General features: G+C 49.2%; 17 protein-coding genes. 5 read left to right on the top strand and 12 right to left on the bottom strand.

Annotated features, from left to right (window positions below; translation table 11 throughout):
• Nucleotides 1-193: 193 nt before the first annotated feature.
• From AAHB90_RS29015 to AAHB90_RS29045, 7 genes are all read right to left on the bottom strand, one after another.
• Nucleotides 194-1,438: an MFS transporter gene (locus tag AAHB90_RS29015; RefSeq protein WP_342088800.1), complete on the bottom strand. Its 1,245-nt coding sequence runs from the start codon at nt 1,436-1,438 to the stop codon at nt 194-196.
• 179 nt (nt 1,439-1,617) lie between these two features.
• A complete protein-coding gene (locus AAHB90_RS29020) occupies nt 1,618-2,388 on the bottom strand; it encodes a 3-ketoacyl-ACP reductase (RefSeq protein ID WP_342088802.1) in 771 nt (256 codons plus the stop codon).
• Nucleotides 2,385-3,530 (bottom strand): Gfo/Idh/MocA family protein, encoded by a 1,146-nt coding sequence (locus AAHB90_RS29025; RefSeq protein WP_342088803.1) that lies wholly within the window; start codon nt 3,528-3,530, stop codon nt 2,385-2,387. Before AAHB90_RS29025 ends, AAHB90_RS29020 begins: the two co-directional genes overlap by 4 nt.
• Before the next feature lie 3 nt (nt 3,531-3,533).
• Nucleotides 3,534-4,358, bottom strand: a complete 825-nt coding sequence (locus AAHB90_RS29030) for a sugar phosphate isomerase/epimerase family protein (protein WP_342088804.1) — start codon at nt 4,356-4,358, stop codon at nt 3,534-3,536.
• A gap of 172 nt (nt 4,359-4,530) precedes the next feature.
• Nucleotides 4,531-5,913 (bottom strand): glycosyl hydrolase, encoded by a 1,383-nt coding sequence (locus AAHB90_RS29035; RefSeq protein ID WP_342088805.1) that lies wholly within the window; start codon nt 5,911-5,913, stop codon nt 4,531-4,533.
• Nucleotides 5,914-6,005: 92 nt separating this feature from the next.
• Nucleotides 6,006-6,944 (bottom strand): helix-turn-helix domain-containing protein, encoded by a 939-nt coding sequence (locus AAHB90_RS29040; RefSeq protein WP_342088806.1) that lies wholly within the window; start codon nt 6,942-6,944, stop codon nt 6,006-6,008.
• Nucleotides 6,945-6,948: 4 nt separating this feature from the next.
• Entirely contained in the window at nt 6,949-7,503 is a 555-nt protein-coding gene (locus AAHB90_RS29045) for a DUF4126 domain-containing protein (protein WP_342088807.1), read from the bottom strand.
• Between the two features lie 146 nt (nt 7,504-7,649).
• Between AAHB90_RS29045 and AAHB90_RS29050 the strand changes: the two genes are divergently transcribed.
• Nucleotides 7,650-9,425, top strand: coding sequence for an ABC transporter ATP-binding protein (locus AAHB90_RS29050; protein ID WP_342088808.1), 1,776 nt, complete (start codon nt 7,650-7,652; stop codon nt 9,423-9,425).
• A gap of 61 nt (nt 9,426-9,486) precedes the next feature.
• Here the strand turns inward: AAHB90_RS29050 and AAHB90_RS29055 are convergent, their stop codons facing one another.
• From AAHB90_RS29055 to AAHB90_RS29065, 3 genes are all read right to left on the bottom strand, one after another.
• Nucleotides 9,487-12,039 carry a penicillin-binding protein 1A gene (locus tag AAHB90_RS29055; protein ID WP_342088809.1) on the bottom strand — a complete coding sequence of 851 codons (2,553 nt, stop codon included), beginning with the start codon at nt 12,037-12,039 and terminating at the stop codon, nt 9,487-9,489.
• 81 nt (nt 12,040-12,120) lie between these two features.
• Nucleotides 12,121-12,516 carry a peptide-methionine (R)-S-oxide reductase MsrB gene (msrB, locus tag AAHB90_RS29060; RefSeq protein ID WP_342088810.1) on the bottom strand — a complete coding sequence of 132 codons (396 nt, stop codon included), beginning with the start codon at nt 12,514-12,516 and terminating at the stop codon, nt 12,121-12,123.
• A 65-nt stretch (nt 12,517-12,581) separates the two neighbouring features.
• Entirely contained in the window at nt 12,582-14,129 is a 1,548-nt protein-coding gene (locus AAHB90_RS29065; protein WP_342088811.1) for a DUF5723 family protein, read from the bottom strand.
• A 327-nt stretch (nt 14,130-14,456) separates the two neighbouring features.
• Here AAHB90_RS29065 and AAHB90_RS29070 point away from each other — a divergent pair, with 327 nt between their 5' ends.
• Both AAHB90_RS29070 and AAHB90_RS29075 read left to right on the top strand, forming a co-directional pair.
• Nucleotides 14,457-15,887 (top strand): circularly permuted type 2 ATP-grasp protein, encoded by a 1,431-nt coding sequence (locus AAHB90_RS29070; RefSeq protein ID WP_342088812.1) that lies wholly within the window; start codon nt 14,457-14,459, stop codon nt 15,885-15,887.
• A 113-nt stretch (nt 15,888-16,000) separates the two neighbouring features.
• Nucleotides 16,001-16,732, top strand: a complete 732-nt coding sequence (locus AAHB90_RS29075; protein WP_342088814.1) for an esterase family protein — start codon at nt 16,001-16,003, stop codon at nt 16,730-16,732.
• 69 nt (nt 16,733-16,801) lie between these two features.
• Here the strand turns inward: AAHB90_RS29075 and pheS are convergent, their stop codons facing one another.
• Entirely contained in the window at nt 16,802-17,842 is a 1,041-nt protein-coding gene (pheS, locus tag AAHB90_RS29080) for a phenylalanine--tRNA ligase subunit alpha (protein WP_342088815.1), read from the bottom strand.
• 431 nt (nt 17,843-18,273) lie between these two features.
• On the opposite strand from pheS, the gene AAHB90_RS29085 reads away from it, so the two are divergent.
• Complete coding sequence (locus tag AAHB90_RS29085; RefSeq protein ID WP_342088816.1) at nt 18,274-18,591, top strand: LytR/AlgR family response regulator transcription factor; 318 nt, start codon at nt 18,274-18,276, stop codon at nt 18,589-18,591.
• 209 nt (nt 18,592-18,800) lie between these two features.
• Here AAHB90_RS29085 and AAHB90_RS29090 read toward each other — a convergent pair whose 3' ends face one another.
• Nucleotides 18,801-19,514 carry a porin family protein gene (locus AAHB90_RS29090; protein WP_342088817.1) on the bottom strand — a complete coding sequence of 238 codons (714 nt, stop codon included), beginning with the start codon at nt 19,512-19,514 and terminating at the stop codon, nt 18,801-18,803.
• A 165-nt stretch (nt 19,515-19,679) separates the two neighbouring features.
• Between AAHB90_RS29090 and radA the strand changes: the two genes are divergently transcribed.
• Nucleotides 19,680-21,053, top strand: a complete 1,374-nt coding sequence (radA, locus tag AAHB90_RS29095) for a DNA repair protein RadA (protein WP_342088818.1) — start codon at nt 19,680-19,682, stop codon at nt 21,051-21,053.
• The last annotated feature ends 16 nt before the right edge of the window (nt 21,054-21,069 follow it).

A 21,069-nucleotide genomic window follows, 5' to 3' on the forward strand; every position in this document is an offset into this window, starting at 1 on the left:
AGTGGATTTTCGGGCGGTACAAGAGGTTGATTCCCAGCATAAGCAATTAAACGGTATCTCATGGCTATTTTTGATTTGTAACCAAGAGACGGAGATCGGTACCGGAGTGTTGCTTGGAAAAGTGTTAATAACTGTTAAAAAAAAACGGCCCTCCATCTGTGGGGGCCGCTTTTAACTAAAACTAAAACCGAAACTATTCTTTTTCTACAAAGTCCATATCCTTTGTAAATGTCTCTTCCAGGAAATATAAGGCCAGCAATGCCACCAGGGACGTTGCTATGCCTATTACCAACCCGCTCTGGATCACACCCAGGTCGGGTTTGAAACTCACAAACAATGCCGCCAGCGGAATCGTCGCGCCGCGTACAAAATTGGGGACTGTTGTTGCCACCGTTGCCCGGAGATTGGTACCGAACAATTCCGCCGCAATGGTAATAAATAATGTCCAGTAACCATTGCAGAACCCGAGCAAGGTACAAAGCAAGTAGAAGGAGAACAAATCCTGCATCGGAATAAGCAAATAGCCGATCACCATTGCAAGCGACAACACGATAAACAGCCTGATCACTTTCTTTCTGCTCCGCATATACTGACTAAGTAACCCACTGACGATGTCTCCGCCAACCTGCCCTGAAAAAGCCAGCATCACTGCTTTTCCCGCGTTAATTCCCTCAATGCCCTTCGCGGCCCCGAATTCGGGCGAAAAAGTAATGAGAATGCCCACTACAAACCAAATCGGCAAACCTACCAGGATTGCCATCAGGTATTTGCCGAGGCGCTTGCCGTTCGTCAGGATCATCAGGATATTCCCACGGTCCACCGAACGCTCCTTGGCATGCTTGAACATGCCCGATTCAAAGACATTGAAACGCAATACCAAAAGCAACAAACCCATGCCGCCGCCTACAAAATAGGATATGCGCCATGCAAATAAATCTGCCACGAAGTAGGCTAAAATTGCCCCCAAAACACCGAGTGTGGCCACCAGGGTGGTACCATAACCGCGTATTTCTTTGGGTAACACCTCCGTAACGAGCGTAATCCCAGCCCCGAGCTCCCCGGCCAGGCCGACACCCGCAATAAAGCGAAGAAGCGCATACTGATCAAGCGATGTAACAAATCCGTTGCCGATATTGGCCAGTGAATACATGATGATCGAGCCGAAAAGTACAGAAAGCCGACCTCTTTTGTCCGCAATTATACCCCACAACACGCCGCCGATCAGCATTCCAGCCATTTGGTAATTCAATAAATTGATACCTTCAGTGAGCAGCTGATCATCGGCGACGTTCAGTGCTTTGAGACTCGGTACCCGCACGACACTGAACAAAAAGAGGTCGTACATATCGACCAGGTAGCCCAATGCAGCCACTATTACAGGCACTTGCAACAACTGCGAAAGCAGGGAAGGTTGGGTATTGTTGGTTGTTGTTGACATAGGGTTAGGTTTTACTTCGGCTTTCGGCAGTCAGCCGTCGGCTTAGGGTTAATTTAAATGTCAATCAATTTTTCTTGACCGCTGGATTTTCAAGTCAGAATTGGTCAGAGGTTGTCATGTGTTGTCAGGCATTGACTACAAATCACGATAACTGACCACGCCTGACAATTCCTGACTACTTACAATCTATCAATCAGCATTCCGCCGTCCACACCGATCACCTGACCGGTGGAGTAGGGGAAGTCGCCTCGCGTCAGCGACGCTACGGCTTTGCCAACGTCCTCCGGTGTGCCCCAGCGAGGTTGCAGGGCAATGCCGCTTTGGAACAGGTTGTCGTATTTCTCCTGTACTTTGGAAGTCATGTCTGTGGCAATAATACCCGGACGGATTTCATAAACCGGAACATTGTACTCCGCCATCCTTACCGCGAAAAGAAGGTTGGTCATGGCAAGACCGGCTTTTGAAATACAATATTCACCGCGGTTAATCGACGCCACTGTTGCGGAAATGGACGTTACGAAAATGATAGCCGCTTCAAATGCATGATTATCCCGTTTCGCGGTTGCCATACGTTTGCCGATGGCCTGGGTAAAAAAGAATGGGCCTTCCAGGTTGGTCGTCATCACCTCCTGGTAATTCTCGACGGTGGTTTCAAGAAGGTCCAGCCTTACGCGCGGTGCGATTCCCGCGTTGTTGACAAGCAGATTGATCTGCCCGAAAACGGAATAGGCCTTTTCGATAATGGCTTCACGATCAGCCGCATTGGCGATGCTTCCCTGGCAATAGGCCACTTCCGCGCCCAATTCGCGAAGCTCGTTCAATGCCTCGGCGGCGCCCGCTTCGTCGCGGACGCCGTTGATGGCCAGGTTATATCCTTCTTTGGCAAGGGCTTTGGCAATGCCAAAACCAATACCACGACTTCCTCCGGTGATTAATGCGGTCTTTTTCATAGTTCCTGCACATCAACCCATTGGCGTTTTTCCCAGCTTTCAAGCCCTTTTTCGGCGAGTTGTACGCCGCGCGCACCCGCTTTCAAATCCCATGGGAAAGGGGTGTCCTTCACAATGTGTTTCAGGAAAAGCTCCCACTGGGCCTTGAATGCATTGTCGTAAATTTCTTGCTCCGGTACCTTGGACCAGCCGTCGAAGAACGGGATCGGCTGTGCGATATCCGGATTCCAAACGGGTTTGGGCGTGTTGCCGTAATGCTGGACGTAGCAGTCGCGCAGACCGGCGACGGCCGAGCCATGCGTTCCGTCTACTTGCAGTGTCAATAGGTCGTCGCGGCGCACGCGCACCGTCCATGACGAGTTGAAATGAGCAATTACATCACCTTCCAGTTCAAATGTAGCATAGCAGGCATCGTCGGCGGTACATTTATAGGTGTTACCATTCTCGTCCACACGCTCGGGTATGTGCGTGGCGCCCAGGCAGGAAACGGCTTTTACATTTCCGAACAGGTTGTCAAGCACATAGCGCCAGTGGCAGAGCATATCTACGATGATACCGCCGTCGTCTTCCTTGCGGTAGTTCCATGAAGGGCGTTGCGCGGGAATGCTGGTTCCTTCGAAAACCCAGTAGCCAAATTCGCCTCTTACTGAAAGGATTTTGCCGAAGAAACCGGCTTCCATCAATCTTTTCAGCTTTACCAGGCCCGGCAGCCAGAGCTTGTCTTGTACCACGCCGTTTTTCAAACCCGCTTTGGTAGCGAGGTCATAGAGTTCCAACGCCTCTTCGGTAGTAGTACCGGTTGGTTTTTCACAATAAATATGCTTTCCAGCCTGTATCGCCTTCTTTACGGCAGCCGCACGTCGACCCGTTACCTGCGCATCGAAATAGATCTGATAATGCGGATCGGACATTACGGAGTCGAGGTTGGTGGTGTATTTCTGCACGCCCGATTGCTTGCAAAGCGCTTGCAGCTTCGCCTCGTTACGGCCTACGAGAATCGGATCGGGCATGATTACCTCGTCGGAAGAGATTTTAACGCCGCCTTGCTCGATAATGGCTTTGATCGAACGTAGCAAATGCTGGTTGGTACCCATACGGCCCGTAACGCCGTTCATGATAATGCCTATGGTATGTGTTGTCATTGTTTATACAGTTTTAAGAAAAGCCTCAGTAATCTCATTTAAAAACAAATGCTGGTCCTTCGCCCAATGGATGTTCGAGAAAATCTCGACCTCGCAAAAGCCGTTGAAACCCGTAGCTTCCACCCAGCCTCTGATCTTTTTCAAATCAATACACCCTTCACCCATTAAGCCACGGTCATTTAAAAGATCGATTGTATTCACTTTCCAGTCGCAGACATGGTACGCGAACAGATTACCATTCGCCCCGCAGCGCGCGATTTCCCTTTCGAGATCAGGATCCCACCACAAATGGTAAACGTCCACCGCCACGCCCACGAAAGGCGATTTGAAGTGTTCCGCCATATCGTTCGCCTGCGCCATGGTGTTGATCGCCGAACGGTCGGCAGCGTACATAGGGTGCAATGGCTCTATCGCCAGTTTTACACCCAGCTTTTCGGCCAGAGGCAGTATGGCGGCAATACCCTCGCGGATTTGGTCGCGGGAAGTTTCCAGGGACTGGTCGGGCGATGCGCCGCACACCAGGACGATCATAGGCGCTCCCAACGCTGCGGCTTCTTCGAGGAGCTTGCGATTATGATCGATCGCCTGCGCACGTCCTGCGCTGCTGGTATGCGGGAAAAAACCGCCGCGTACGTAAGAAACGATTTCCAGCCCGGCAGCCCGGATGAGCTCGCCCGCGCGGTGCGGCCCGATCCCTTCCGTGGCATTTTGCCAGACACTAATGCCTTTTACGCCGGCGGCAGCATAGTTTTCCACTGCCTCCGGAAGCCCCCAGGGTTTGGTAGTAATGGTGTGGATACAGCACCGGTCGAGTGTTATGTTTTCCAATTCGGAGAAATGGTTATTGGTTTAATTTCTTTTTAAATGAGGAATCGTCATTGTCAGCCTGAGCGGAGTCCGTATGTCATCCTGAGCGCAGTCGAAGGATAAATGCGAAGACGCCTTGACCCTTCGACTGCGCTCAGGGTGACAACGCGTTCCGCTCAGGCTGACAATAGTGTCATTTCACTGCACCCAGATAGCTGTAATAAGGCAGCCTCTTATTGATCCGGTGCAGGTAAAGCGCCAGCTCCCGTGCGTGGTAATCGCCCCACATGCTCGATTCACCGCATGGGATCTTCTGGCCGACAGGTACATGGTCCCAGCCGTTCGGACGGTGGTAGATCGAATGCAGGATCAAGCCCTGGTGCGTAGGATCTGTTGAAAGGTATGGTTCTGCGAAAAGCGAATCCACGGCCGTCAGACCGGCTTGCCAGTAACGATTGCCGGCTTCGGCTTGTCCTTTGTCGTTTAGGTACTTGCCAAGGCGGAGTAATCCTTGTGCGCCGATGGCCGTAGCCGAGCTGTCGATCGGTTCGAATTCATTGTAAGGATCAGAAACCCTGGAAGTATAATCGCCCAATTTGTGCAGTTGAGGAGCGCCGGTATCCCAGTAAGGAATGCCGTCCGATGCAGTATTGGCAATGTAAAAATCGCTGGTTGCTTGTGCTGCTTTCAGGTAAATGCGCTCGATTTCAGCACGCCCGCCGAGCTGAGCCAGTTCTTCATCGGAGAAGCTGGCCAACGATTCGAGCTGTTCTGCGAAGCCCACCATCGCCCATGCGAGGCCGCGCGTCCAGGTAGTGAAGCCCGAGAAGCCTTGTTGCGAATTGGGGCAACGATAATTACCGTCGTTGGTGTTGAAAACGCTTTCGTGCGCGGTACGTCCCCACAGGTCGTAGCTGTCGCGGCCTTCGCCGTAGTATACCGAATAATTGGCAGTGGCAATAGAATGCAGCGTTCCGCGTTCGAGCAGGCTGGTTTTCAAATCATTCTCACCCATATAACTATGGCCTAGCAAATGCGACACCATCAGTGCCCTTACCGACCGGATCGTATCCACAAACAACGAATGCGGCCCATTGAATGAATGGATAAAGCCCTGACCATTTTTAATGCTCGTCCAGCGGCGTGCCTGCACAGCACCGGATACTTTCAGCGCGATCTCGTAGAAGTTGCGTTCCCATTCATTTTCGGGAATCACTCCCTCGTTCATCAGGCGCAAAAGGTTACCATAAGTGCTCACATTGTTGAAGCCGTGATCGTGCACCCCGAAATGTCCCACGTGCGAGGCCATCGACTCGACGGTGTTCTTGCGGGCGCTCGCAAGGTAGCTTTCGTCGCCGGTAGCGTCGAACTGTAAAACCTCCGCGCCATACTGGAAGCCCTGTGTCCACTCCGTCCAGCCGCGAAGGGTATATTTGCCATTTACGGTGAAAACAGGTGTTCCTTTTGAGTTGTCGTACTCCTTGTTGATCAGTTTGATTTTCTCACCGGAAAGCTCCCAAAGCCGGTCGATTTTGGGTTGTAATGAAGCTGCCGTCAGTTCGTTTTTTATCTGCATAATTTATATCAATAGTATTATTTAGCCATTTTAATTTTGGATAATACAAAGATATTTGCAGTGAAAAGGGATAGCAAGGTACAAATCTGCTATTAAATGGTACTTTTCCGAACATGTTCGCGGTACTCGTTCGGGGTAAGGCCGGTTTTCTTTTTGAAGATGCGGCTGAAATAGGACGGGTCGTCCATTTGGATATGATAGGCGATTTCCTTGCTGCTCAGGTTACTGAAAACGAGGAGCCTTTTAGCCTCAAGAAGCAGCTTGTCGAGAATGTATTCCTGGCACGAAATCCCGAGGGATTTTTTGATGATTTTACTTAGATAATCAGGCGTAACCGATAGCTGGCTGGCATATTGTTGCACTTCATGCATTTGCCTGAAATTCTTCTCCACCAGTTCCTGAAAACGACCGGCCAGCTCGGGCACGGAAAGCGCCGATGACTCCGTCGGTTGTGCGTTCTGCTGGGTCAGGAAGGCGCATTTTTGTAATAGCAATCCCAGGTACCGTCCCGTGAGCGCCTGGTCGGTTTCAGCATTCAAATGGTCGGTGACCATGTTTTCCAGAATATTATGGAAATAATGCTTATCGTTTTCGGAAAGGGTAATGATAGGCTGTCTTCGCGCCGGCTGGAAGAATGGCAGCTGCGAGAGTGATGGGTTAACGGGGTTATAAAAAGTATAAAAATCCTCTGAAAAAGCGACGATATATCCCTGGAAAGAACTTGAAAACGTCAGCAAATGCACCTGCCCGGGTGTCAGGAAGTGAAGCCCGGCGCCCTGGATATTATAGGAATGGAAATCGATTTCGTGAAATCCCTGTCCTTCTTCAATAAAAAGGATCTCATAATACGTATGCCGGTGCGGGGTGTCGGTCGGAAGCGGGGTGATCGGCAGGGATACGGGCCCAGCCTGGATAGTCCCGTCCTTCTGAGCTTCAAGGCTGTTTTTAAACCTGAAAATTTTTAATGCGGGTACCTGGCTGGGCGTTTTGGGAAGCGAATGGACCGGGATTGCATCAGACACGAAAACCATGCATTTAAGACCTTTTCAAATTCATTAACCGTTTCAAAAGCCATATAGCCAGCAAAACTACCAGTACCAGCGCGATCACCGGCAGAAACACCGCCAGACCCGACAAGCCGAACGACGCGACGTTCTCGGCCGTTGAAACCACCGGATTACCTATGCCAGCCGTTGTCTTGGACGAAAGCAATCGCAGGATACCCGTACCCGCCTGCACAAGTCCCGCTGTGCCGCCCCCGAGGATCAGTCCGAGCCCCCAATGCAGCATCGGATTGTCAATATCGATGAACGATGTGGTGAGCAATGTACCTGCAACTACTGCCGCGGGCGTAGCGACTGTGTCGAGCAGGTTATCGACAAACGGGATGTAGTATCCGGCTATTTCCAGCATTGTGGCCGTTCCTAACGCGAAGAAGGCAGTCCACGTGCTTAGCCACCCGAATTGCTCACCCGGGGTAATCCAGCCGTTCATGGCGGCGATATTCGCGACCAGCATTGGCAGGAATACCCTGAAACCGCAACTGGCGCTCAGGCCTATTCCCAGACATAAACTCAGAAACAGCTCCATTTTGACTATATCCAGTTTTAAACCGTTAATGTAGTGTATTTGAAAAAGATATGTGCCGATCGTCAGATTTTTTATCCCCTCTGTGACATTTTCTACCTTTGCATTGTTGATCCAGAACAACCACTGTATTACCTAAAAGCTACCCGGTGAACCAGGAAACCAAAAGCGGCCAGATATTCGATCTTCCAACCCTAAGGCGTCTATACACATTCGTTCGTCCTTATCAGAAGCAGTTTTACCTGCTGATAGCCATTATATTGCTCAATGCCGTACTGGCGCCGCTCACGCCCCTGCTGATCAAGTATACCATTGATACACCGATCGCGAACGGGGACTATTCGCAGCTTACGGTAATGCTTATCGTAATGCTGGTCGTTACCATTTTGCAGGGCATCGCGCAGTTTTGGAATACCTATATGTCGGGCTGGCTCGGGCAGTACATTATCCGTGACATCCGGGTGCAGCTTTACCAGAAGATCATTGGTTTACGGCTGAAATTCTTCGATAATACACCCATTGGCCGGTTAGTAACCCGCACTATTTCCGACGTGGAAACCCTTTCCAATGTTTTCAGCGACGGTATGGCCGCCATTGCCGGGGACATTTTGCAACTGGTACTGATCATCGCCGTCATGTTCTACACCGACTGGAAGCTATCGATCATCAGCCTTTCGATGATCCCGCTAATGCTTTTCTGTACTTATGTTTTCAAGGAGAAAATCAAGGACTCTTTCAATGAAGTACGGGCGGCGGTTTCGAACCTGAATGCATTTGTTCAGGAACACATTACCGGTATGGGTATTGTGCAGATTTTCAGCAGCGAGGACATTGAATACAAGAAATTCAGGGAAATCAATAAAGTGCATCGCAATGCGAATATCCGTTCTATTCTTTACTATTCCGTTTATTACCCTGTGGCGGATGTAATCGCGGCAGCGGGTACAGGTCTGGTGGTATGGTATGGTTCGAAGCAGATTCTCGGGGCGGAGATCACGTTTGGTACCGTTACGGCATTTGTCATGTTTATTAACCTCTTCTTTCGTCCGATCCGCCAGCTTGCCGATCGTTTCAATACGTTGCAAATGGGGATCGTCAGCACCGACCGTATCCTGAAACTGCTCGACAGCGATGAATATACAGCCAACGAAGGCACATTTGCGCCGGAATCCATTAAAGGCAATGTGGAGTTCAGGAATGTGTGGTTTGCTTATAATGACGAGGAATATGTTTTAAGGGATATTAATTTTAAAGTGAAAGAAGGAGAGACCATTGCCTTTGTGGGTGCCACCGGGGCCGGGAAATCCTCGATCATCAACCTCCTGACCCGTTTCTACGACATTAATAAGGGGAATATCTATGTGGACGGTGTCGAAGTGCATGATTATGAGCTGAATGCTTTGCGCAGGCATATCGGTGTGGTATTGCAGGATGTTTTCCTTTTCTCGGATACGATTGAAAACAATATCCGCCTTGGCGACGAAAGCATTACCCACGAGAAGATCGTGGAAGCTGCAAAACTGGTTGGCGTGCACGATTTTATCGAACGCTTGCCCGGAGGTTACACCTATAATGTAATGGAACGCGGCGCAACGCTCTCGGTAGGGCAGCGACAACTGATTTCCTTCGTACGCGCAATGGTGCACGAGCCGAAGATCATTGTGCTTGATGAGGCGACCTCGTCCGTCGATAGCGAAACGGAAGAGCTTATCCAGCATGCGATAGAAAACTTAATGCATGGACGCACGGCGATCGTGATCGCGCACCGGTTATCGACGATCCAGGAGGCTGACAAGATTATCGTGGTAGACAAAGGGCGGATCGTGGAGGAAGGCAACCACGAGCAATTACTCGAAAAAGACGGCGCTTATGCAAATCTTTACCGCATTCAATACAAAGAGGTGCATAAGATCGGGAGTTTGTAAATAGTTTAAAGTTCAAAGTCTAATCTTTAAACTCTGAACTCTAAACCTTAAACTCTGAGCTCTAATTCCTTTTCCCCGTATCCAAAGGTATCGGCGGAGGGCCGATCAGGAATTCGTCTTCTTCATTACGTTTTGCTGGCGTGCTGTCGCCTTCAATGCCCAGAGAGTCGCTTTCGGCTGGTGCCCATCGGGTAGGGCAGTTGTATGTTTTGGAAATTTTGAAACTCGGTTTAGGGAACGGGCCGGGGTCGATGGATTTGTCTTTATAAACTTTTTCCAGAAATGCTCCCACCAATGGCAATGCGGTTTTAGCGCCTTCGCCAAGGTTTGTCGTCCGGAAGTGGATACTGCGGTCGTCGCCGCCTACCCATGCGCCTACCACGAGATCGCGCGTGACGCACATGAACCAGCCGTCGGAGTTGTTGGAGGTTGTTCCGGTTTTGCCGCCGAGCTCATTGCCGTTCAATGTGACATTGAATCTCCACCGGATACTTCCCGAGGTACCACCGCCTTCTTCCACACCAGCGCGCAGCATTTGCAGCATCAGGAATGCCGACTCTTCCCTGATCGCCTGACGGTGCTCGGGCTGGAATTCCTCAATTACCTTACCATTGCTGTCTTCAATCTTTGTCACAAGAATGGGCTGGGTGTAAGTGCCATTGTTCGCAAAAACACTATAAGCGGCGACCATATCGTACAACGATACGTCGAATGGCCCCAATCCGATCGATGGAACAGGTTTCAAAGGTGTGGTAATACCCATTTTCTTTGCATAGCGAACGACGTTCGCTGCACCTACCTGGTCGGTAAGTTCTGCCGTTACCGAGTTGATGGATTGTGCTAATGCCCTGCGGAGGGTCATAGGCGCATACGTGTAAGTCCCTGTTGCATTTCTGGGTTTCCAGATTTTCTCCTCGCCGTCTTCCTCGTAGGTTTTTTCAAAGGGCTTGTCCACAATCTCGTCGCAAGGGGTCATATTGAACGACGAATCATCGATCGCCGTCGTGTACACAAACGGCTTGAATGTCGAGCCGGGTTGTCGCTTACCTTGTTTTACGGCATCGTATTTGAAATAATTGTAGTCCAGACCACCTACCCAGGCTTTAATTTGCCCTGTTTGCGGGTTCATGGCCATCATACCGGCACGGAGGATGCGCTTATAGTAATCAAGGGAGTCCATAGAGCTCCAATACTTGGTCATCTCACCGCTGTTTTTCCAGTCGTACACGGTCATCGTGTCCTTTTTATTGAGGTAATAGGTCACGCTATCCGGGCTGTTCGGGAATTTGGCTGCAAGCGCTTTGTATTTGCTGGTACGCTTCACGACGTTGGGCAGAAAGTCGGTGATTTCGTTGCCATTCTCGTCGCGCCAGGGGTTCTGGTTACGCCAGTGGTCCTCGAAAACGCGTTGCAGCTGTTTCATTTTTTGTGTCATGGCCTCTTCCGCGTCCTCCTGCATGCGCGAGTCGATCGTCGTATAGATTTTCAAGCCATCGGTATAAAGATCATAACCATTCTCGTCCCCCCATTTTTTGACGAAATCAACGACCGCATTCTTGAAATAATTGGCATTGCCGTCGTAAGGTGTTTCAAATTTAGTTTTGAGCTCGATCGGTAATGCGCTGATCGAATCGGCCTGTTTGGTGCTCAGGTAGCCATACCTGCGCATTTGGTCGATCACCACATTACGGCGTTCGAGCGAGCGCTTCATATTCCGGATCGGGTTGTAAGTCGTGGTCGCTTTTTGCAGGCCCACGAGTACGGCAGATTCCTGTACGTTCAGGCTGTCGGGCGACTTGCTGAAATAGGATTTGGCTGCCGTGTTGATCCCATAAGTGTTATTTCCATAGTCCACCGTGTTGAAATACATGGTCAGGATCTCCTCTTTGGTAAAATTCCTTTCCAGTTTAATGGCGGTGAGCCATTCTTTGGTCTTGTAAATCAGTGTACTGAGACCCGGAACGTAGCCAAGCAGCCCTCTCGCACCCGATTTACGGGTTTTGAACAGTTTTTTGGCAAGCTGCTGGGTAATGGTACTGCCCCCTCCCCGATCGGTGGCGCCTGTAACGATTCCCCAGGCGACCCCCGCCATGGCCTTATAGTCGATACCGGAATGCTTATAGAAACGGGCATCCTCCGTCGCGATCAGAGCTTTTACCAGGTTAGGGGAGATCTGCTTGTAGGGAACGGGCGTTCTGTTTTCGGTGTAAAATTTGCCGATCATGACGCCGTCTGCGGTATAAATCTCCGACGATTGGGCCACTTTCGGGTTTTGCAGGTCTTCCACGCTCGGCATGCTGCCCATGAGCCAAAGGAAGTTGGTTTCCACGCAAAATATGTAAAGTCCAAACGCGACGATACCGTAAACGATGGTTTTCCAAACGGTTACGATCGGACGGTAATAGGTCGCATTGACATCCACCTTATCCTCCCACCACCCACGCAGTGATTTTTTGTTCTGCCGGTAAGAATGAAAGAGCTGGTCGGCCTTTGGTTTGCCGGTTACAAGCGAGGTAATTTTATAAGCAATCCTGTTGATGAGTGTGGAGAGGCGCGACCGGAATGCCCGGAACAGCGTTCTGATTGTGGTAAAAAACGATCGGATAACTTCCATCAAACGTTTTGGTTCGTAATGTGTCAAAGATAAGAAAAGCCGGATAGATATGATTCAATCCGGCTTTTTCTGGGATTTATTCTATTCGGCTTTGTGAAATTTCAATGCGGCCCCGTTCATGCAGTAACGAAGTCCGGTGGGTTTCGGGCCGTCGTTGAAAACGTGTCCCAGGTGTCCTCCGCAGGTTCGGCAGACGACTTCGGTGCGTACCATGCCGCGCGTTTTATCAACTATCTCTTCTACATTTTCTTTGGCAACGGGCATGAAAAAGCTCGGCCAGCCGGAGCCCGAGTCGTATTTAGCCTCGGAGCTGAAAAGAGGCGTCCCACAGGCAGCGCATACATAGGTACCTGCTTCTTTATTGTCATTATAAGGATGTGAAAATGGCCGTTCAGTGCCTTTTTCAAACAGCACGAAGCATTGCTGGCCGGTAAGCTCCTGCTGCCATTCTTCCTTTGTTTTTTGTACTTCTCTCATGGATTTGTTTTTTAGAAATGGTCAGAAAAATCGTACCACATCCCTTGATAACGTTGATGCGAAATTTATCGTTTAGAAAAAATGCGGCGAAGCCATGAATCCTGCGGCGGCCAGCATTGGTTCTGCGACTCCGGCGGTCTTCTGAACAACCCGCCCGAAATGCCGAAGTACAAGTTAAATGACCTCGGATTTCCGATATTCAGGAGACCTGTGAGGTGGTCGGTACCGAGCCAGAGAGGCCCTATGCGGCCCGCGAGACCGATCGCCGGTGAACGGTAACGGTTCATGAGTGATAGCGGGACCGATATTTCGTACCATTTGTGCTCGTAGCGGGGCGTGACGCCGATATAGGATTCCGCTTTCATGCCAAAAGCGCCCTGCGGTACCAGGTTTTGTACCCAAAGACCGTTGACATACACATTCGGCTTTACATTATAATCCAGGCTCGCCTGGAATGCCATCGGCAAAACCGATTTGAAATTGGGCGCAATAGGCTGACCGCCATCGAGCGAAGAGTTGATAGCATTGAAAATGCCTTCCGAGCCCTTGAGCTTCTGGAAAGTGTCGTAACGGAATTCCTTATTCGTGGTATGCGTCTCCTGTTGCAGGATATATGCGGGGTTTTTGAAATGGACGCGACCGATATCGGTCAGGGATACGGCAATCCGGTAAAGGTATTTGTTCTTCGATGCGTCGCGTTTCCGCTCACCCCTTTCGCGGTAAGTCACCTTGTGGACATCGGGCCGGTACTCGTAAACTGCCCCGAGATCGAAACCCCAGCCGCTTCCCGGAGGCGCTCCGCCGAAAAGCCATGCAGGCGAAGGCTTGACGTTCTGGAAGCCTTCATCACGCGTGAGCGCATACCGTACATTGATTTCGTTGACATTGATATACTGCCGCTTGTTTTCCCAGGCCGCATCGGGCTGGATGTCGTACGATGAATTGTCAATAATGGCGTGGGCGTTGTAAAGGCCTATGAGCCTTTTAACTGTAAAGCCGACTTTCAAGTAATCTGTTTCATTATCGAAAACAGTGCCGCCCAATGTAAATGCCAGTTCGCCAAGGCCATTCAAATGCAGCTGACCTGATTGATGCTCATATAGTTGCTGCTGCAAATCCTTGAATTGTGTGGTCTTGCTGATCAGGCGTGCAAGAGGTTCGGTTACCTGCGAGGTATTGAGGATGTAGCGGGCCCGGGTCGAAATTCCCACGCCGATCCTGCCTTTGAACATATTGAACATGATCGACGGCAGCCTGGTATCGCCTCCGGCATTCAGATACTTTTTATTGCCGTTCAGTTTTTCGCCCAGGTAGGAGCGGGGGAACAGCAGCATGCCTCTTTCGTTATGGTATTTGTCGGGTACAGTGTTGGTGATCAGGCTCAGGAACGAATAGGGCGCTTCGTATTTAACGTGGTTGTTGGCAGTGTAAAACTGTGTGCTGACGAGGTTTACATATATACTGTAACGGCTGTCGGCTACAAATGCCGGATTATGATATAATGCGTTCGTTCCGGCAAAATTGCTCATGGCCGTGCCCGGCAAGTGCTGCGCCTGGGCGTTGATGGTTAATCCGCACACTAGTCCTAATATGGATAACCAGCTTTTTCGCATAGGGAACGTGATTCGGTAGGGGTGGCCGACATTTAATCAGGCTACAAAGAAAATGCTAACCGCATTGACTTGCAACATTGTTTACGGATTGAGTAAATAATATTCCTTAACGTTTGGCGGCACGATTTTAATACGGAGGAAATGCGCAAACGGTTGCTCCATGGTAACTTGTCACCCTCAATGGCTTAGGAGGTTTTTGGCTTTTTCCGGGAAGCACAGAAGATGTCGAAGAGCCGATGCGTGTTGGTATTTGTTTTGTTAATTCATACATTGACCATATATTGTTCTGTGAACTATCGGTATTGACTTATTCAAATTTTGAATTGTATGAATTTTTCATTTTCAAATTATCAAATAGAAAATTTCTTCGATGAGATGTTTACCCCGGGGGGCGAAATACGCCAGGGCTATGAACATTTAAAGAACAAATTTGAAAACCTGACACACGAAGACCTGACCAACCGACAGCTGGCCACCGAGCGTGCGCTGTTGTCGATGGGCATTACTTTTAATGTGTATTCCGAAGGCGAAGGTACAGAGCGCATTATGCCGATTGACATTATCCCGCGCGTCCTGTCTAATGCGGAATGGGAATGGCTGGAAAAAGGGCTGAAACAGCGTATCAAGGCGTTAAATATGTTTATCGACGACGTCTATAACGAACAAAATATCCTGAACGATGGCGTGGTACCGCGCGAGCTGATCGAGTCGAGTAAATGCTTTCTGAAACCTTGTATCGGCCTGAAACCGCCGAAGGGCATCTGGTGCCATATTACCGGCACAGACCTTATAAAAGGGGACGACGGCACATTTATGGTGCTCGAAGATAACCTGCGTTGCCCGTCAGGGGTTTCATATATGCTGGAAAACAGGGAACTGTCGAAACAGATCTTCCCGGATGTGCTCGCACGTACCGGTGTGAGGCCTGTCTCCGATTACCCGACCCGCTTGCTTCAAATGCTGCAACATCTGGCGGATCGCCCTAACCCGACTGTGGCGGTCCTGACGCCCGGTATTTACAATTCGGCCTATTTCGAACATTCCTATCTGGCGCAACAAATGGGTGTGGAGCTCGTTGACGCCCGCGACCTGGTGGTGTCGGATGGTTATGTTAAAATGCGTACAACGAATGGTTTGCAAATCGTTGACGTGATTTACCGCCGGATCGATGACACGTTCATGGACCCGGAATCATTCCGCGAGGATTCGTTGATCGGTATTCCCGGGATATTTGAAGTATACAAAAAGGGACGTGTGGCATTGGCTAATGCGCCGGGAACGGGCGTGGCCGATGACAAGGTGGTGTACGCCTACGTGCCGCGTATCATCAAGTATTACCTGGGCGAAGAAGCGATTATTCCAAACGTGAAGACTTACATCTGCGGCGAAGAGGATGATATGAACTACGTTCTCGAGAATATTTCAGAACTGGTTGTAAAAGAAGCCAATGAGGCAGGCGGCTACGGAATGCTCATCGGCCCTAAGGCCACCGAAGAAGAGCACGAGCTTTTCCGTCAGAAAATAAAGGACAATCCGCGGAATTATATTGCTCAACCAACGATTTCTCTATCAAGAGTGCCTTGTATGGTCGATGGACACGCCGAAGGACGGCATGTTGACCTAAGACCTTACATATTATACGGCGACGACATCAGCGTGATCCCGGGTGGGCTTACGCGCGTGGCTTTACGTAAGGGATCGCTGGTGGTGAATTCGTCACAGGGCGGTGGTGGAAAAGACACTTGGGTATTGTATTAAGTTATCATTAACAGTTACTGGCAGTCTGTTCATGATAACGGTTTACGCGTTTTTAGATAAACCTTGTTTGAACTGCCTGAATGTAAGTAGTCAGTAACTTAAATGATCCAACAATGCAACGCCATATAACCGGATGGTTTAGTCCGGCGCTTAACAAGGAAATGGAAATCGCCGTTTACGGCCATTACGGGGTAGCCCTCCTGCTTATTCCGACTGCGGCATCCGATTACCTGGAATATGAACGAAACGGATTGATCGACGCCATCGAGCCTTACATCTATTCCGGCAAGGTGAAAGTTTATTGTATCAATAGCATTAATGCGGAAAGCTGGCTGAATCCGCATATGCACGGGTATGACAAGGCTGTACGGCATCAGGCGTTCAACGATTACGTAATCAAGGAGGTGGTACCGTTTATCAAACAGGACACGAGCCCAGATAATGAAATCATTGCAGCGGGCGCCTCATTCGGTGCATTACATGCAGCTAACCTGTTTTTTAAGCACCCCGATTACATTCACGGGGTGATCGCCATGAGCGGTTGTTACGATCTGAGCGTATACACCGATGGTTATTATGATGACAATGTGTATTTCAACTCTCCGGTGCATTATCTGCCAAATTTGAAGGCTGAGTGGCATTTGTCGATGTACCGCGACAGCCGGCATATTCATTTTGTAACCGGCTCGGGCGCCTATGAAGTGCCGGATTATTCGAGACACATTTCCTCGATCCTGGCTTCGAAAAACGTACCGCACGAGCTGGATATCTGGGGGAGCGACATTCCCCACGAATGGTGGGCGTGGAAGAAAATGCTTCCTTATTATCTTGAAACCAGATTTTGACACTTATAATAAAAGCAAGTGCCCTGGGATGATCACATTCCAGGGCACCTGCTTTTTTGGTATTTCAAATCAGGCTCCTTCGAATTGCCGCAGGAACCTGACGTCATTTTCTGTAAATAAACGGAGGTCGTTGATGCCGTAACGCAGCATGGTAATCCGCTCGATACCCATTCCGAATGCGAAACCGGTATATTCTTCGCTATCGATGCCGCAGTTTTCCAATACATTCGGATCGACCATTCCGGAACCGGCGATTTCAACCCATCCGGTATGCTTGCAAACATTGCAGCCTTTTCCCCCACAAATAAAGCAGGAAACGTCGATTTCGGCACTGGGCTCGGTGAACGGGAAATAGGATGGACGGAGACGGATCCTGGAATCCTTACCGAACATCTCCTTGGCGAAGTGATATAATGTATCTTTTAAATCTTTGAAGCTTACATTTTTATCCACATAAAGCCCTTCTACCTGGTGAAAAACGCAATGCGCACGGGCTGAAATAGCTTCGTTACGAAACACGCGCCCCGGCATGATGGAACGGATAGGCGGCTTCTGGCGCTCCATCAGGCGCACCTGCACATTAGATGTATGTGTACGCAGGAGAACGTCGTCCTTCACATCACCCTCGCTTTTAGAAATGAAAAACGTGTCCTGCATTTCACGTGCCGGGTGATTATCGGCAAAGTTCAATGCGCTGAAGTTGTACCAGTCCTTCTCGATTTCCGGTCCATACGAGACGTTGAAGCCCATGCGTTCGAAAATTTCGATTATCCTCCGGCGAACGATCGTTAGCGGGTGAAGGCTACCTTGAAGGTTTGGCGTAACCGGCAAAGTAAGGTCGATCAGCATTTCGGGATTGCTCTCCGCTGAATTTTCCAACGCTGCCTGAAAATCCTGAAAACGTGTTTGCGCGAGATTTTTGAGCGTATTCAATTCCTGCCCTACGGCCCGGCGGTCTTCCTGAGGGATGTTTTTGAGGTTATCAAAAAGCTCGGTTACTGCCCCCTTTTTACTGATATATTTTAACCTGAAGGCTTCCAGCTGCTCCTTGTTGCTAACGGCTGCCTGTTCGATTTCAGAAACTAACTCTTTTACCCGCTCGGTAATCATAAAAGCTTGTTGTTATTGGTGACTTATGCCGCGTCTTTTGCGGTAAGAGGCCCTTTTCGAAGGGCCTGAAATTCCTGCAAAGATAACGAAAGTTAGCTCGCTGGCGGACGCGAAGTGACGTGTTTACGTTTATTGGGCTTGTTTATTGGAAAAATCCACGTTTTGGAGACTACGTAAAATTACGCATTTTACTAAGTTTGGTTACGTCATTTAATATATTAACTAATAGTTAAATTACTGAATGTTAAATAGTTAGCTATCTATACGTACTTTTACGTATTTTCGGAACACTACGCGATGTGCTAATTTTGAAACAAGAAATCACAACAATACTTAGCGTAGTTACCATGAAAAATTTTCCAAGCTTTACTCGCCCCAATCTGTCAGAGAGATCATACAACGACAGCCGTTCTTACATTTCGGTCCAATCGATGGGAAGAACGATCTTTTTGACACCCGACGTAATCACTTTCCTCGAAGGTGAAGGTAACTACACATTTATATATACGAACAATGGTAAGAAATACCTGGTTTCGAAAACATTGAAATCTCTTGCGGAACAGTTGAGCGCTAAATTCCTCCGCGTTCACAAATCATACCTCGTAAATGCCGACTACGTGGTGGAACGCATGGAAGACGATCGCATGTTGAAACTCTCATGCGGCAAAGAGGTAGTCGTATCGCGCAGAAAAATTAAAGAGGTATCTGATCTTCTGGATCACACCAACCTCATTCGCATCAGCGCATAGAAGATATTTTGGTGAATTAAATTAGTGGGTTATTCATAAAAACAGCAGCCATCGCTCGATCGAAGGCTGCTCGTTTTGTTTATGGGGGGAATGAATGATTGAATGATCGAATGATTGAATGTTGAATAGTAATTTCGTTTGCAGATATTGAGCTCAGTCACAATTCACTCATTAAATATTCAATCATTCAGTCATTCAATCATTCAAAATTAAAACAGCTTCAACCCAAGCGTCACCTGCCACGAGGTTACTTTCTGCTTCACAGAGCCGCCGGTTGCTTGCTCACCGCTTACCTGGAATGAGGCGAGGTTGGTAAATGAACCTTCTTTTCTAACGTCGAGACTAAAATTGCCCAGATCCAGGCCGGCGCCCAGCTGGTAACCAAATGTAGCCTGGGACATCGCATTGTTGAGATCGGACGTGTAATATTTAAATGCATCGCGCAACCGCTGGTTGTCGCCTATGCGGAACGATGTAACCGGACCTGCCAGAATGCGGAACGGGCCGCCTTTCAGACCGATCAGTAACGGGACGTCGATGTTGCTATACTTGACATTGATCGTTTTTTCAACCGGTGTTTCCTCGTGATTCTGGATTATTTTGAACGAACCACCCTTTGTCGAAACCAATACCTCAGGCTGGATGAACAGGGTTTTCCCGAAGCGCATCCAAACGCCACCCACCGCCCCGGTCCGTGTATTGAAGCTTTCCTTAAGGTTGTCGCGAACCTCTTTGCCATCATATCCGAGATAAGGATTTCCCTGATCGTCGTAGCGTGTAGTGAAAACATCGCCCATTGTAAGCCGCGACAAATTCACCCCGCCCTTGATACCAAACGCAAAACCTTTTTTCTGGGCCTGCACATTTGAGAATGCGAAAATGCAGAGCAAACAGGCACAGGCCACTTTTGTCAGGATGTTCATGGATAATATGATTTTTTAAGTAAAACAGGTTAATAACGCCAATTTGCAAAAAACTATACCTATCCTATATTTTTTTTGATTTTATGGCCGAAACATGCAAATATTGGATTAATATCGTCCGAATTACGTTAGTCACCAATAGGATATAAATTAGACTTTTCTATTATGGCCAAAGCCAAAACGGCATATTTTTGTCAGGAATGTGGGTATAATTCGCCAAAATGGGTCGGCAGGTGTCCGTCGTGCGGCGAGTGGAATACGTTCGTTCAGGAAGTTATTGAAAAGGACGACAAGAAAACAGCGGTTTCCTGGAAATCGGTGAACCTGGCCAGCCGTCCCCGGGCGATTGCCGAAATTGTCTACGAAAACGAGCCCCGTATCCGCACTTTCGACGAGGAACTCAACCGCGTATTGGGCGGAGGTATCGTGCCAGGCTCTTTGGTCCTGATAGGCGGGGAGCCGGGAATCGGAAAGTCGACACTCATGTTGCAAATTGCATTGACGCTTTCGAATAAAAAGGTATTGTACGTTTCCGGCGAGGAATCGGAGGCGCAAATCAAAATGCGCGCGGAACGGATGGCGGCCAAAAGCGATAAGTGCTTTATCCTTACCGACACCCAGACTCAGAACATTTTCAGACAAATAGAAGATTTTCAACCCGAAATACTCATTGTCGATTCCATTCAGACGATGCAATCTACTTACATCGAATCGGGTGCCGGAAGCGTCTCGCAGGTGCGTGAATGCACGGCAGAGTTTATGAAGTACGCAAAAGAAATGGGTGTGCCGGTGTTCCTGATCGGCCATATTACCAAAGACGGATCGCTCGCGGGCCCGAAGGTCTTGGAACACATGGTTGATACCGTGCTTCAATTCGAAGGCGACCGGCATAATACCTACCGCATATTGCGTACGATGAAAAACCGTTTCGGGAGCACCTCCGAACTTGGTATCTATGAAATGCAGGGAACCGGCCTCCGGCAGGTAAGCAATCCTTCCGAAATTCTGATCTCGCAGCGTGACGAGCCGGTTAGCGGAATCGCGATCGGTTCGATGATGGAGGGAAACAGGCCGCTGTTGGTCGAAATTCAGTCGTTGGTGAGCGTGGCGACCTATGGAACGCCCCAACGCAGCAGTACTGGTTTCGACGCAAAACGTTTACAAATGTTGCTGGCCGTTCTGGAAAAGAGAGGAGGTTTCAGACTGGGCGTGCAGGATGTGTTCCTGAATGTGGCCGGCGGTTTGAAAGTGGAAGATCCGGCGATTGACCTTGCTGTTATCGCTTCGTTGGTCTCTTCTTATGAGGATAAATTCATTCCACCATCGGTATGTTTTGCGGCGGAAGTTGGCCTGGGCGGGGAAGTCAGGGCTGTAAATCGCATCGACAGCCGCATTTCGGAGTCGGAAAAGCTGGGTTTCAAAAAGATGTATATTTCAAAATACAATAGTAAGGGGCTAGACTTGAAGAGGGGAAATATAGAAGTGATACCGGTAGCGCACCTGGATGAGCTGTTTATGTCGCTTTTCTTGAATCAATAGAATGGTTTAAAGTGCA

The sequence above is a fragment of the Dyadobacter sp. OTU695 genome, from assembly GCF_038440355.1.
Taxonomy (GTDB): domain Bacteria; phylum Bacteroidota; class Bacteroidia; order Cytophagales; family Spirosomataceae; genus Dyadobacter.

Excerpts from the sequence above, each read along its gene's own strand:
- AAHB90_RS29065 (WP_342088811.1), bottom strand. The coding sequence starts at position 14,129 with ATGCGAAAAAGCTGGTTATCCATATTAGGACTAGTGTGCGGATTAACC.
- AAHB90_RS29020 (WP_342088802.1), bottom strand. The coding sequence starts at position 2,388 with ATGAAAAAGACCGCATTAATCACCGGAGGAAGTCGTGGTATTGGTTTT.
- AAHB90_RS29045 (WP_342088807.1), bottom strand. The coding sequence starts at position 7,503 with ATGGAGCTGTTTCTGAGTTTATGTCTGGGAATAGGCCTGAGCGCCAGT.
- AAHB90_RS29075 (WP_342088814.1), top strand. The coding sequence starts at position 16,001 with ATGCAACGCCATATAACCGGATGGTTTAGTCCGGCGCTTAACAAGGAA.
- AAHB90_RS29070 (WP_342088812.1), top strand. The coding sequence starts at position 14,457 with ATGAATTTTTCATTTTCAAATTATCAAATAGAAAATTTCTTCGATGAG.
- radA (WP_342088818.1), top strand. The coding sequence starts at position 19,680 with ATGGCCAAAGCCAAAACGGCATATTTTTGTCAGGAATGTGGGTATAAT.
- msrB (WP_342088810.1), bottom strand. The coding sequence starts at position 12,516 with ATGAGAGAAGTACAAAAAACAAAGGAAGAATGGCAGCAGGAGCTTACC.
- AAHB90_RS29035 (WP_342088805.1), bottom strand. The coding sequence starts at position 5,913 with ATGCAGATAAAAAACGAACTGACGGCAGCTTCATTACAACCCAAAATC.
- AAHB90_RS29025 (WP_342088803.1), bottom strand. The coding sequence starts at position 3,530 with ATGACAACACATACCATAGGCATTATCATGAACGGCGTTACGGGCCGT.
- pheS (WP_342088815.1), bottom strand. The coding sequence starts at position 17,842 with ATGATTACCGAGCGGGTAAAAGAGTTAGTTTCTGAAATCGAACAGGCA.
- AAHB90_RS29090 (WP_342088817.1), bottom strand. The coding sequence starts at position 19,514 with ATGAACATCCTGACAAAAGTGGCCTGTGCCTGTTTGCTCTGCATTTTC.
- AAHB90_RS29015 (WP_342088800.1), bottom strand. The coding sequence starts at position 1,438 with ATGTCAACAACAACCAACAATACCCAACCTTCCCTGCTTTCGCAGTTG.
- AAHB90_RS29040 (WP_342088806.1), bottom strand. The coding sequence starts at position 6,944 with ATGGTTTTCGTGTCTGATGCAATCCCGGTCCATTCGCTTCCCAAAACG.
- AAHB90_RS29055 (WP_342088809.1), bottom strand. The coding sequence starts at position 12,039 with ATGGAAGTTATCCGATCGTTTTTTACCACAATCAGAACGCTGTTCCGG.
- AAHB90_RS29085 (WP_342088816.1), top strand. The coding sequence starts at position 18,274 with ATGGGAAGAACGATCTTTTTGACACCCGACGTAATCACTTTCCTCGAA.